The organism is Lysinibacillus xylanilyticus (assembly GCF_001708185.1).
Lineage (GTDB): Bacteria > Bacillota > Bacilli > Bacillales_A > Planococcaceae > Lysinibacillus > Lysinibacillus xylanilyticus_A.
The window spans coordinates 94,717-107,830 of the sequence record NZ_MDDN01000005.1; the positions used below are offsets into that span (position 1 = coordinate 94,717).

The window sequence follows — 13,114 nt, forward strand, 5'->3', positions numbered from 1 at the left end:
TACGATTTAACAACACCATCCCCAAATTCCGGAGATAAGTCATAAATAAGGGGGTTTTTTATTACTATCAAATGATTAACTTTATAACAAATTGTTGCCCCATTACGACAAGACAGAAAAAAAATAATTTTTAGAATATTATTGACATTCACGCGATATCCAAGTAATATTGCTTTCAACAACACATTGTAGGCCAAGATTGGAAATAGTAGAAATGCAAGTGTACTTGTAGAGAGTCGGTGGTTGGTGCAAACCGATAGACACACATTTTGAACTCGTCCATGAGCTACTCCCCGAACCTTAAGTAAGGGATGTCGGTTTCCTCCGTTAACGGGATAGACAGTAATGGCTGTCGATAAGGGGACTTTCTCTGTAAAGAGAGGGTCAATTAGAGTGGTACCGCGAGCATAAACTCGTCTCTATATTTTTATAGAGACGGGTTTTTTTATTTTTGTAAAAATCCATTGGCCTAGGTGTAGATTTCGTCTCTATTGCGCAAGGCTGAGACATGATCAATATAATAACAACTACTACAAAAGGAGTGTTTGAAAATGGGAAGAAAAATTTGGGTGTTTGATACAACTTTACGTGATGGCGAGCAAGTGCCAGGTGCAAAACTGAATTTATACGAAAAGGTAGAGATAGCACAGCAACTCAAAAAATTAGGCGTCGATATTATCGAAGCCGGTTTCCCTGCTTCATCACAAGGTGATTTTGATGCAGTCAAAGCTGTTGCACAAAGAGTTGGTAATACAAGCGACATAATGATTACTGCTTTAGCACGTGCTGTAAAGTCAGATATTGATGCTGTTTATAACGCTGTAAAATACGCTGAAAATCCTATGATTCATATGGTACTTGGTACTTCTGATATTCATGTTGAGAAAAAATTTAGCAAGTCCAAAGATCAAATTCTACAAATTGGCGTGGATGCCGTAAAGTATGCAAAAACGCTTCTACCGCAAGTCCAATATTCAACAGAAGACGCATCTCGTTCAGATTTCGAGTATCTTTGGAAAACGATTGAAGCCGTTATGAAGGCTGGTGCAACAATGATTAATGTACCTGACACAGTCGGCTTTGCAGAGCCAGAAGAATTCGGGGCCATGATTTGTAAACTAAATGATCGCATGAAAAATTTAAACGATAGTGTTTTACTAAGTGTTCATTGTCATAACGATCTTGGTATGGCAACTGCTAACACACTTGCTGCAATTAAAAATGGCGCTGACAAAGTAGAATGTACAATTAACGGCATTGGCGAACGTGCAGGTAATGCGGCCTTAGAAGAAGTTGTAATGGCGCTAAAAACACGTAGCTCTGTGTACAATGCTGAGACACGTATCAACACAAGAGAGATTATGAATACATCACGTCTTGTTTCTAGCTTTATGGGTCTAGACGTGCAAGTAAACAAAGCCATTACTGGAGATAATGCCTTTGCACATTCATCTGGTATCCATCAGGACGGTCTTCTTAAATCACGTGATGCTTATGAAATTGTTCATCCAGAAGATGTAGGTCTTGACGATATGGAGCTGGTTCTTACAGCTCGCTCGGGGCGTCACGCAGTGAAAAATGCCCTTGAAAAACTTGGCTTCTCAAACCTGTCGACCGATGAATTTGAAGGGATCTTCGAAGGCTTCCTGAAGCTTGCGGATGCGAAGAAAGAAGTTTACGATCACGATTTATACGTTATTGTGGAAAGCTACTATGAAAAACATGACGCAAACAATGCGAATGCCACTCATTATAGCGATCAATTCTTTAATTTCGATGATTTACAAGTCGTCAGCAACGCGAGCTTCCCTTCAGCCAGTGTAAAAGTTCGTAAAGGTGACGAGGTATATAAAGCAAGTGCAGTTGGCTCAGGTCCAATTGACGCCCTTTATTCAGCTATCGCAGAAATTACAAACATTGATGTAAAACTTGTGGAATATAATATCAATAGTGTTTCTCGTGGTAAAGAAGCGCTTGGTAAAGTAAAAATTACAATCGAGCACGAAGGCGAAAAGTATATCGCAAAAGCTGCAGATACAGATATTTTAAAAGCCAGTGCGCTAGCTTATATTAATGCCATCAATAGCATTGTGGTTGCTAAATTAACGCCTGTTATGAACTAAATAATAGATCAATTATACCTCGGCATAATTACCTTCGGAAAGAAGTTAAAAGCAGTATGACATTATTGAGTCATACTGCTTTCGTATTTTTCCTATCGACTGCCTTCCACTAACTTTTGATACTCCTCTTCAATCAATTCAACATTAAGACGTTCAAACAGTGGTGTCACTTCACTAATGCTTTCTGGCAATTCTACTTGCTCACGCCACTTCACTTCATCCATGCCTAACATTTTTCTCACTTTCTCAGCTGAAAACGGTAAGAATGGATGGAGTAGCTGACCTAGATTAGCAATTATATAAACACATGTTGCAAGTGTCTGATTCCCAGCTTCCACATTGTCCTTCACCTGTAGCCATGGCTGTTGCTCGTCAAAATAGCGATTAGCTGCACGAATATATTCAAAAATAGCCTCTAAAGATTGTTTAAAATGACCCGCTTCAATATGTGCCCCAACATCATGAAACAGCTGAGTCGTGTGCTTTTGAATAGTACCATCTACCTCTGCATGAGGAACTTTACTATCGAATGATTTCTCTAAAAACTTCAATGTACGATTAACAAAATTACCATAAGCGCCAAGTAACTCACCGTTATGACTATAAATAAATTCTCGCCAAGAAAAATCAGTATCACGGTTTTCAGGTGCGTTCATGGTTAAAAAATAACGAATAGAATCTGCATCATAACGACTTAAAATATACGGCACCCATACCGCCCAGTTTTGGCTCGTCGATAATTTTCGTTTTTCTAATGTTAAATATTCATTGGATACAATATGTGAAGGTAAAGCCTTTGCTCCGATTCCCATTAGAATGGCCGGCCAAATAACGGTATGGAACGGGATATTATCCTTCCCATGCACATAATACGAAATCGTTTCTTCATTCCATAAATCTTCAATAGCTATTTGATGTTGCTTTGCCCATTCGATACTTGCTGTGAAGTAACCTGCTACTGCTTCAATCCACACATATATTTTTTTACCTTCAAAGCCTGGTACTGGTACATCTATTCCATTTGGCAAATCCCTCGTTACAGCACGGTCTGGAACCCCTTCTGCTAAGTAACGCTCCGTTAAACCTATAGCGTTGTCTCGCCAACGTTTCTCTGCCTTTGCTTCTGCTAAATAAGTTTCGAGCTTCTCTTGAAACTGACTAAATGCAAAATAAAAATGCTCTGTCTCCTTGATTATTGGCTCATTCCCACAAATTTTGCAGCGTTTATCAATTAAATCGAGCGGATCTAAAATTGTAGCGCAATGATCACATTGGTCACCTCGTGCCTTCGCACCACAGTTTGGACATACCCCCTCTACAAATCGGTCCGGTAAAAACTGATTATCCGTTTCACAATAGGCTTGTTCAATTTTCTTTTTATATAAAAAATTGTTTGCTAGTAGTTGTAAAAAAATTGTCTGAACAGATTCATGATGGTGCTTAGCGTCTGTTCTCGTATACAAATCATACGTAAATCCTAAATCATTAAAGCATTGCGTAAACTCCTCATGATAATGATTAGCAATAGCCTCCGTTGTCGTGTTTTCCTGTGCAGCCCGAATCGAAATCGGGGTACCATTACAGTCACTACCTGAAACATATAAAACCTTCTCGCCCTTTTGTCGGTAATATCTAGCCAAAATATCACCTGGTAATAATGCGGCAACATGCCCTAAATGCAAGGAACCATTTGCATATGGCCATGCTCCTCCAATAACAATCGTCATCCTAACTTGCTCCCCTCGAAAAAATTATAAAAAAGTGTAAGGTGTGTTGATTAACCATTTTTATCTAATCAACATACCTAAAAAAGTGTATAAAAAAACGCCCTAATCAAAATTGATTAGGACGAGTATACCCGTGTTACCACCTATATTTACAAATAGCTCACACTATTTGCCTCCATCAGTGCGTCTCATTTTATTTAATCAATTATGCCTCGGCATAATTGCGTCCGGAATCGGCTTTGTGCTTAGGCCTGCACGATGCAGGTCAGTTAGCCGTTATCGCATGGATGCGATGATCTTAGGCTAACATCCCCTAAGAACTCCTTTCCGATTCCGTGACATCCGCCGGAGGCTTGAACTTCTTCCAGCGGATGTTTAGACACCTGCTGGAAGAAGTGAGAGATACTACCGCTGTTGTAACGAGTGCCCATCTCGTCGTAATCTACTCACAAACTTGCTTTCGGTACGAAGCTCAAAGGTCATTTTCAAAAGGGGTCATTTACCTCATTTCCACCAACAGAGGCTCTCTATTTAACGCTTACCCAATTTACTTTTCCTTATCAACGCTTTCACTATAGATTGGTATCATTTTACTATTTTCCCTTATGAATTGCAATGAATGTCGATAAATGACTGAAAACGTTCGATAAACTATTCATAGTTCTCGATAAAATGAAAAAGTTGGGCGGTAAAATAGAAAATGTAGTCGATAAAATTTTATCCTAGTTTTAAATAGAGTAACTCATTTAAATTATTTATGACGATGTCTGCTTTTTCTAATTCCGTTTCTTGTGCAAAGTCGAAACGTACTCCAACTGAGAGTAACTGATTGTCATGAGCTGCCTGAATATCAGAGGAACGATCCCCTACAACTGCTCCACTTTGAATAGCATTTTCCTCGATGACCTTTTTGGCCAAATCAGATTTATGGCCACTCGAAATAGACTGAATGCTATATGTACCTTTAATAAAACGCTGTAATTGATAAGTTTCTACTATCGCTTGTAAATACTCAGTTTGTCCATTACTTGCTATGAATAAATGAAAGTTTTCTGCCAAAGCCTCAAGTGTTTGCTCTGCATTTGGATACAGTGCGCCCTGGTGATTACGTATTTGTTCAATCAGCTTAACATGGAATAATGCATTGCTCTCTTCACGTGTCTCTAACGTATGCATAGGACATAACGTTTCCCACACAACAGGTAATGGAACACCCATAATTTCTCGGTACTTCTCTAGCGGTGTATCTCCCTGCCACAAGCCCTTTGCACGCAATACATCGAATGTTGCTGATAGCGCAGGCTCTAATATTAGATTTGTTTGAAATAAAGTACCATCCATATCAAAAATAATCGCTTTTTTCATAAAAACACCCCTTCTATAGTATCAACGTATTTATTAGAAGGAGTGTTTCAACTATTAGGCATCAAAAAACTCCATATGCGTTTTTTCCTTCTTATAGTAATCCAATCGATCCTGTAAAGTCCCTGTATGGAATTCGAATTTATGACCGTCTGGATCTGTGAAATAAATCGACTTTTTATCTCTTACATCTCTTTGTCTACCTTCTAGAACGTTGACATTATGTTGGATTAGCTTTTCATACATTTTGTCAAAATCATCCTCATGGATAGAAAATGCGATATGAGTATAGGATTGATGTATTTCATCGCGTGGAATATCCTTTTCTACATTAAGAGCAAGCCACAGCCCATTTACATCAAAATAGGCTGTACTGCTCCCCTTCACCAATAACTTTGCGTCAAAAACTTTTTCATAGAATGCAATGGATTCCTCTAGATTTGACACCGAAAATAATAAATGGTTAATGTTTTGGATTGTCATGCCTGTGCCCCTAACTTTGAAATCGCTGATAGAAGTGTGATTATCGCTGATAAACTGTTTAAAATCGATGATAAATCCTATCCCACCGCTGATAAATTACTATCTGCGCTGATAAAACCTTCAATATCGCTGATAACTCGCTCGTTCTTAGATCAAGAGTCATTTATTTTGATTTTTTACCTTTCTTTAAGCCTTTCGAGATTTGCTTCCATTTGCGTTGCTCAGTTAGTTTTGCCTGCGCATTTGTTTTTCGTTCAATAAAGGCAAGCTCTTTCTGTAGCTTAAAATAGCTTTGGAGACGCGATTGTTCCAGCACACCATCTGTAATCGCTTGCTGTACAGCACAATGTGGCTCCTTTTGATGTGTGCAATCCCGATAATGACAGGCTGCCGAAAGTTCCTCGATATCCTTAAAGCTAGAGGATAAACTATCACCCTGATCCCATAATTGTAGCTCTCGCATTCCAGGTGTATCGATTAAACAGCCCCCACTCGGCAATACAACTAACTCACGATGTGTTGTTGTGTGGCGCCCCTTTGCATCATCTTCACGAATACCCGCAACCTTCATAAAGTCCTCACCACTTAGAGCATTTGTCAATGTGGATTTCCCTGCACCAGAAGAGCCGAGCAAAGCACCTGTCACGCCTTCTGTAAATAGCGCGCGAATATCTGCTAAGCCCTCACCCGACAAAGCGCTAGTGACAAAAACATCCACGCCGAACGCTACAGACTCAACCTCACGTATCATACTAGAAATATCTTCACATAAATCGGCCTTCGTCAATACAACAACCGGCTTTGCACCAGAATCCCAAGCAGCTACTAAATAGCGTTCTAAACGACGAATATTAAAGTCTGCATTTAAGCTCATAACTAACAGCACAATATCAACATTTGACGCTACAATCTGCTCTTGTATTTCCAGCCCTGCGACCTTGCGGGAGAAGACTGATTTTCGTGTAAATAATTTATGAATAATCGCCTTTTCCTCACCTGGCATTTTCTCAACTAGCACCCAATCTCCCACTGCTGGGAAATCCTCACGTGCCAATGATGTATACGCGTAATGTCCAGCAATCGTCGCTAGCCACTCTCCTTCTTCAGCGAGTACACGATAGGAATGCTTATGCTCTAAAGTTACCCTTGCCGGCACACAATTCGCTAACTTAGCCTCCTGTTTAAATCCAGTCATTTGCTCTTCAAAATATGTTGAAAATCCTAAAGTTGTTAAATTCAATTTGTTTTCCTCCTAAATGTGCATATCATTTGTCATCAATTGATAAAAAACATAAAAAAACCTTGTCTCTGCGCAATTCGGCAGTTACAAGATTCACAGGCACATTTAAGAGAATATACAAATCACCACCATTGTGATTTAAATACACTGCGTGGTTAATTTATATATTTTAGGCGTGTGAAATTGAACAAACCGAATTGCAGTTCGTTAAAAACGGATCTATTCATCATGTCACATCACCTACTTCCGATATTAGTTGTTTTTAATATATCGGAATTTTCCTAAAATGTCAATTACAATCTTACAAGCATGTATCCCCTCCTCCATTGCATACAATAAACTAGACCACTATTTGCGAAGGAGATGTTGAATTGTCAAAAATCACTTCTATCAGTACATACCAACCACCATACACATTACAACAGACAAACGCGGAGGGGCTAACGAAGGAGCTGTTTCATGCAAAAATCCCTAAATTAGAGCGCTATTTAAAAGTTTTTGAGAATGGTGGTATTGAAACACGTCATTTTTGTGTGCCGCCAGAATGGCATCGTACGGATCATTCCTTTGAGGAACGTAACAATTTATATATTGAGCTAGCTACACAATATAGTGTTGAGGTCATTCAAGCCTGTTTACAAAATGAAGCGTTTTTAGAAACACCAATTTCTCCTAAAGATATTGATGCCATTATTTTCGTGAGTAGCACCGGCATTTCAACTCCAAGTATTGATGCCCGAGTTATGAATAAACTTCCTTTTTCAGACAGACTTAAACGTATTCCACTCTGGGGACTTGGTTGCGCTGGTGGTGCGGCCGGCATTAGTAGAGCCTATGATTTTTGTCGTGCCCATCCAGAAGCAAAAGTTCTAGTCGTTTGTGTCGAGCTTTGTAGTCTAACCTTTCAGCCCAATGATTTTTCAAAAAGTAATTTAATCGGTGCCTCTCTTTTTGCAGATGGAGCCGCATGCATACTTGTCTGTGGAGATGAGGCGGAAATTACAGTAAAAAAATCAGTACCTGCTATTATCGGGACTGGATCTAAATGGATGCCTGATTCCGAAAATGTGATGGGGTGGAATATTAAAAATAATGGTCTACATGTCGTTTTTCAGAAAAGTATCCCTGCCATCATCACCAAATGGTTCGGGCCATTCATTGAACAATTTTTATTGGAACATGAGCTATACAGTGAACAGCTTAACCATTTCATTGCACATCCTGGCGGTAAAAAAGTGTTAAAGGCTTATGAGGATACTTTGTACCTAGCTTCCAAAAAAACTGATATTTCTCGGGAAATATTGAAATTTCACGGAAATATGTCATCTCCTACGGTGCTATATGTATTGGAGCAATTTATGTTAAATGAAGGACAGGTGGAAGATACTGGCCTGCTAGTCGCTCTCGGCCCTGGCTTCTGTGCTGAAGCTATATTACTTAAATGGAGGGAGTAGCATGATTTTCTACATTATTTTATTTCTCGTCATTCTACAAAGATTGACAGAAGTTTCAATTGCAAAACGCAATGAAAAATGGATGCTTTCACAAGGTGCCTATGAAGTGGGTGCCTCTCATTATCCATATATGGTTACGATGCACATTAGTTTTTTCCTCTTTTTAATTGTTGAAGTAATTACTAATGACACTGGTTTATCGCCCTTATTTCCGTTATTGTTCTTTTTGTTTGTGATCGTGCAAGCATTGCGTATTTGGTGTATTCGATCACTAGGAACTTTTTGGAACACCAAAATATTGATTCTACCTAACGCAGAGGTGGTAAAGAAAGGGCCTTATACATTTATGCGCCACCCAAATTACGCAGTTGTTTGTTTGGAAATTCTTCTTCTACCTTTAATGTTTCAAGCATATTTTACGGCATTTTGCTTTACACTTTTAAATATGACAATATTATCAGTACGCATTCCAATTGAGGAAAAAGCGTTGCGTGATGCTACGAACTATAATCATGTATTTCAAAAGAAGATTTCGGAATCCTAGCCGAAATCTTCTTTGTTTTTTTCGTTAATGCCATTCCCAATTGAATGGATCTTGTAAACTCTCCCACGGTTTCTTAAACTCATCTTCCGTTAATAAACATCTGTCCAATTCTTTTATAATCGATTCTTTCTCTAGATTAATCCCAATGAGCACAAGCTGGGTCATCCGATCTCCGAATTTTTCATCCCAATCTTCTAGTACCTCAGGGCTCTGCAAGAAAACATCTTGCTGCTGTTCCTTTGGCAAAGCGGCTACCCAATAAGAAACGGGTTCTATTTTTGCCGACGAGCCTGCCTGTGATAGTAATAATGCAACATCTTGATGTTTCGCACTCCAAATAATCCCCTTTGCTCTAACAATCGATTCTGGCATATGATCACACCATTCTACAAAACGCATTGGATGAAATGGTCTACTACGCTTATAGGTGAAAGAAGAAATACCGTACTCCTCTGTTTCTGGTGTATGATTTTCATGACCTAGCTCTAATTCCTTTAGCCAACCAGCAGATTCAGATACCCTTTCAAAGTCAAAGCGCCCAGTATTTAAAATTTCAGTTGGCTCTATGACACCATTAACTGTACGAATTAGCCTAGCTTCAGGTTGTAAAGCGCGCAAAATACGCTCTAATCTTTCAAGCTCGTCCACTGATACTAAATCACATTTGTTTAATATAAGGACATCACAAAACTCAATTTGGTCGATGAGTAAGTCGGCAACATCCCGCTCATCTAATTCACCTACTGCCTCCTTACGCTCTAAAAGACTTTCACCTGATTGGAAATCGTGCCAAAAACGATTCGCATCGACAACAGTCACCATCGTATCAAGCTGGCAAAACTTTGTTAAATCAATACCAAGCTCCTCGTCTAAATAGCTAAACGTTTGGGCAACGGGTATTGGCTCACTAATCCCTGTCGATTCAATTAAAATGTAATCAATAGTACCAAGCTTGGCGAGACGTTCCACTTCCTGCAACAAATCCTCACGCAACGTGCAGCAAATACAACCATTCGATAATTCCACAAATTTTTCCTCTGTTCGTGAAATGCCGCTTCCATTTGCGATTAGCTCTGCATCAATATTAATGTCACTCATATCATTGACGATTACAGCCACACGCATATCCTTTTCATTTTGTAGAACATGATTCATCATCGTTGTTTTACCAGAACCTAAATAACCACTTAAAACTGTAACAGGAATTTTTTTTACCATTTTTACAACTCCTCAAATCGTAATCATTACTATTTATAGTTTGTAATTAAAACACATATTCCAACATAATGCAACGATCAATTATGCCTCGACATAATTTAGTGAAATTACCTTATTGACATATTTCATTAAAAATAATAATGTATAAAGCGTAATGATTACTATTTAAAAGAGGAGGCTTTTTATGCGCGTACAAGTAACATTAGCCTGTACCGAAACAGGTGATAAAAACTACATCACGACGAAAAACAAACGAAATAATCCTGAGAGACTGGAGCTTAAAAAATATTCCCCACGTTTGAAAAGAGTCACACTGCACCGAGAAACGAAATAATTCCCCTAATCACATAAAAATGGCTGTTTCAAAAGTGACTTCACTTACTTTTGAAACAGCTTATTTAAAACGGGAAGAAAAAAAGATATGATCCCCTTTCAACAACCTACTTTATACGGTTTTATTAGTGTTTATTTCTATAGCTAGCTCGTTCAATTTCTGCTCCATTTCATCAAGAAAACGTAATTTATGATCCAGCTGCCCTTCAAAATCTACAGATTGAGCCAATACTTTATTTACCTGAGCATCCAATTGTGTAAAAACTTCCGGATGAATTATCGTTTTTCCATTCAAGGAAGAGATTTGTTTTTTTTCATTCGCTAATTGTTGCGATAATTTTTCTATCTCGCTGTTTTTTTCCTCTATTTCTTTAGTTAAATATTTATTGAGATTATCTGAATTGGCTTGTTCTAAGCGCGATCTCTCCATTGCTTCAACGATTGCCTCCATTTGTTCGCTTATTTCTTTTGTAAAATCACTTACCTTGTTTTCAAGGCCAGCAATGTCCGCCTTATAATTAACATCTGTATTCACTGAAAGTAATTCAACTTTAGTGTCTTTTAATAGTTTATTCTCTGCACGCAGCTCTTCTATTTCTTTTAATAATGTCTCTATCGAAGAAATTTGTTTTTTTTTGTGAATTTCTCTTATTTGAATATCATCATTGTAGGCTTCTGTTTCTTTTTCATAGTCTCTCTTCAGCTTTAAAAGCTCCATCGAAAGCTCCTTCTTTTGATTGGTTAATTGGACATTTTCTCGCTCTAGTCTTAGTACTAATGAATAATAATCGCTATCTCTGAGCCTGTTAACTTCATTTTTATATTTCGCTAATTCGGCTCTTAAAAAAATGATCATTTGCTGCAGTTGAGCAGGATCATTGTTTTTGACAATATCATTATCCACAATTGCACCTCCTATCACGACATTTTTTTAAGTAAACTTATCACTTCTTCAAATTGCTCCTTACTATCCTCTAACATTTCATCAAGCTGCTTTATAATCTTCAATTCTAGTTCTTTGTTGTAAATTTCTTTATGACCAATTTCTCCAGTTTTTCTCTTTTCTCCTGACATTAAATAGGCAATGAGTAGATTCAATGTGCCTTTTTCGAGATACGCAAAGCTGTTATTTTTCGTATTACTAGAGTTAGATAGATTCGTAAGTTGTTCCTTTATTAGTTGATGGACAACACTATCTATTTTTTGATTTATATTTTCAGACTCACTCATTTTCATCCTCCTGTGCATAACTAATGCCATTGAGATTAATAGGATTTAAGACAACGACACCATCTTTTAGCTGATCACAATATGTAAAACCCATGATACTTCCTGAATAAGAAAAATTATGACTCCATTTAATTTGAAAGTTAGGAAATGATAATGTTTCGTTTGGCTCTAACGTTGTTTTTCCAATAGGTCTAAGCCAGAACTCCTCCTTGCTTGATTGATCATTGATTCTCTCCCAACTACTGTTTCCTTTTAATTTTGGTGCGAAATGTTCATAGACATACCTTCCAGAGAAGGAGAATGGAGAGTCTTCAGGCAGTTTTATACATAGATGCGGATTTGTTATAGGCTGATTACCTATATTGCGAATATGATAAGAGCCCAAGCATAAGCTCTCCTCATCAGGATTATAAGAAATATTGAACGAGGATGTGAAATAACTAATGATGTTGACACTATCCGGAATAATAAGCTCCTCAACCGTTTTTTTAATTTCATGAACATAATAATCCGTTTGTTTTTTTAGTTCATTGATCTTTTCTTCCACACGATCGATACGAGTAGTCATAATTAGTACCCCCTTGCCAATAGTATTAAATAAATCAACTCACTGTCTGAAATCCTTTCATAAAAAAAAGAGAGGATTATCCTCTCTTTACAATATGATTTTGTTCTATGTGTTAGTACCATTAGCCGACAGGTGGGAATACAGCAGGGCATTGCGCTGGGCGAACTACACCCGGACATGCGAACGGTAATTCTGCTCTTGGCTCGCAGAAAGTTGCTAAGAATTCCACTGTAACTGGGAATGTAGATTGAATACTTTGGCAAACTGATATAGTAACTACTAATGCAGAAAACGTAATTGTGTTTGTTCCAGGAGTTAGAGTTCCTGTTGAACACACGAAACAATCTAAATCTGTGAATAAAATTTCTACATCTGTCCCTTTCGGCGCGCATAATGTAACTTGTTCGCAACGGGAAACTGTAATAGGATTGCTTGTAAACCTAGTACCATTTGGTAAAGTAACAACTAATGTAAGAGTAAAGTTCTTTTGAATAGTCAGATTTTGAAGACATACCGTTGCACCATCAATGGTGAATTGACGATTCTCACGGTTCAAAATAACAACAGGATTAGTTGCTCTTGGAACTACATTACATGTAACTACCGCACCTGCTAAGCTAGTCGTTGCTGTTACTCCTGGAAAAGTAATTGATCCAGTAGGGGAAAACTCAAACGACGCTTCCTTTACAATCCAGTCAAATACCTTATCGACATTTATACAAATTGGTTCCTGCAGTTGGGATGGCATACTACCTTGCATCCTTTTGACACCTCCATAATTTTTTTACCTTTCGTTTGTATCTTATGTGTTCTGACTAAAAGTGCATGGGCT

At 38.1% G+C, this 13,114-nt stretch carries 13 protein-coding genes and 1 other annotated feature; of the genes, 4 read left to right on the forward strand and 9 right to left on the reverse strand.

Annotated features, from left to right (window positions below; all coding sequences use genetic code 11):
• Nucleotides 1-186 precede the first annotated feature (186 nt).
• Nucleotides 187-424 (forward strand) — a binding site (T-box leader).
• A gap of 127 nt (nucleotides 425-551) precedes the next feature.
• Entirely contained in the window at nucleotides 552-2,123 is a 1,572-nt protein-coding gene (locus BFJ97_RS12395) for a 2-isopropylmalate synthase (protein ID WP_068984970.1), read from the forward strand.
• 92 nt (nucleotides 2,124-2,215) lie between these two features.
• Here BFJ97_RS12395 and metG read toward each other — a convergent pair whose 3' ends face one another.
• The 4 genes from metG to rsgA all read right to left on the reverse strand — a co-directional run bounded on the left by metG (nucleotide 2,216) and on the right by rsgA (nucleotide 6,935).
• Nucleotides 2,216-3,850, reverse strand: a complete 1,635-nt coding sequence (metG, locus tag BFJ97_RS12400; RefSeq protein ID WP_068984971.1) for a methionine--tRNA ligase — start codon at nucleotides 3,848-3,850, stop codon at nucleotides 2,216-2,218.
• A 717-nt stretch (nucleotides 3,851-4,567) separates the two neighbouring features.
• Nucleotides 4,568-5,215, reverse strand: coding sequence for an HAD hydrolase-like protein (locus BFJ97_RS12405; protein WP_068984972.1), 648 nt, complete (start codon nucleotides 5,213-5,215; stop codon nucleotides 4,568-4,570).
• Between the two features lie 54 nt (nucleotides 5,216-5,269).
• The gene (gene fosM / locus BFJ97_RS12410) at nucleotides 5,270-5,695 is read right to left on the reverse strand and encodes a FosM family fosfomycin resistance protein (protein ID WP_068984973.1); all 426 of its coding nucleotides are present in this window, start codon (nucleotides 5,693-5,695) and stop codon (nucleotides 5,270-5,272) included.
• Between the two features lie 163 nt (nucleotides 5,696-5,858).
• Nucleotides 5,859-6,935, reverse strand: a complete 1,077-nt coding sequence (gene rsgA, locus BFJ97_RS12415; RefSeq protein WP_068984974.1) for a ribosome small subunit-dependent GTPase A — start codon at nucleotides 6,933-6,935, stop codon at nucleotides 5,859-5,861.
• A gap of 371 nt (nucleotides 6,936-7,306) precedes the next feature.
• Between rsgA and BFJ97_RS12420 the strand changes: the two genes are divergently transcribed.
• Both BFJ97_RS12420 and BFJ97_RS12425 read left to right on the forward strand, forming a co-directional pair.
• A complete protein-coding gene (locus tag BFJ97_RS12420; protein ID WP_068984975.1) occupies nucleotides 7,307-8,389 on the forward strand; it encodes a type III polyketide synthase in 1,083 nt (360 codons plus the stop codon).
• 1 nt (nucleotide 8,390) lies between these two features.
• Entirely contained in the window at nucleotides 8,391-8,933 is a 543-nt protein-coding gene (locus BFJ97_RS12425; protein ID WP_068984976.1) for an isoprenylcysteine carboxyl methyltransferase family protein, read from the forward strand.
• Between the two features lie 24 nt (nucleotides 8,934-8,957).
• Here BFJ97_RS12425 and BFJ97_RS12430 read toward each other — a convergent pair whose 3' ends face one another.
• Nucleotides 8,958-10,151 (reverse strand): GTP-binding protein, encoded by a 1,194-nt coding sequence (locus BFJ97_RS12430; RefSeq protein WP_068984977.1) that lies wholly within the window; start codon nucleotides 10,149-10,151, stop codon nucleotides 8,958-8,960.
• Between the two features lie 184 nt (nucleotides 10,152-10,335).
• On the opposite strand from BFJ97_RS12430, the gene rpmG reads away from it, so the two are divergent.
• Nucleotides 10,336-10,485: a 50S ribosomal protein L33 gene (gene rpmG, locus BFJ97_RS12435; RefSeq protein WP_004231780.1), complete on the forward strand. Its 150-nt coding sequence runs from the start codon at nucleotides 10,336-10,338 to the stop codon at nucleotides 10,483-10,485.
• 111 nt (nucleotides 10,486-10,596) lie between these two features.
• Here the strand turns inward: rpmG and BFJ97_RS12440 are convergent, their stop codons facing one another.
• The 4 genes from BFJ97_RS12440 to BFJ97_RS12455 all read right to left on the reverse strand — a co-directional run bounded on the left by BFJ97_RS12440 (nucleotide 10,597) and on the right by BFJ97_RS12455 (nucleotide 13,042).
• Nucleotides 10,597-11,388: a hypothetical protein gene (locus BFJ97_RS12440; RefSeq protein ID WP_068984978.1), complete on the reverse strand. Its 792-nt coding sequence runs from the start codon at nucleotides 11,386-11,388 to the stop codon at nucleotides 10,597-10,599.
• A gap of 14 nt (nucleotides 11,389-11,402) precedes the next feature.
• Nucleotides 11,403-11,714, reverse strand: a complete 312-nt coding sequence (locus tag BFJ97_RS12445) for a hypothetical protein (protein ID WP_068984979.1) — start codon at nucleotides 11,712-11,714, stop codon at nucleotides 11,403-11,405.
• Nucleotides 11,707-12,282, reverse strand: coding sequence for a hypothetical protein (locus tag BFJ97_RS12450; protein ID WP_068984980.1), 576 nt, complete (start codon nucleotides 12,280-12,282; stop codon nucleotides 11,707-11,709). The genes BFJ97_RS12445 and BFJ97_RS12450 overlap by 8 nt, the downstream gene beginning before the upstream one ends.
• A gap of 121 nt (nucleotides 12,283-12,403) precedes the next feature.
• Entirely contained in the window at nucleotides 12,404-13,042 is a 639-nt protein-coding gene (locus tag BFJ97_RS12455; protein WP_068984981.1) for a hypothetical protein, read from the reverse strand.
• Nucleotides 13,043-13,114: the final 72 nt, after the last annotated feature.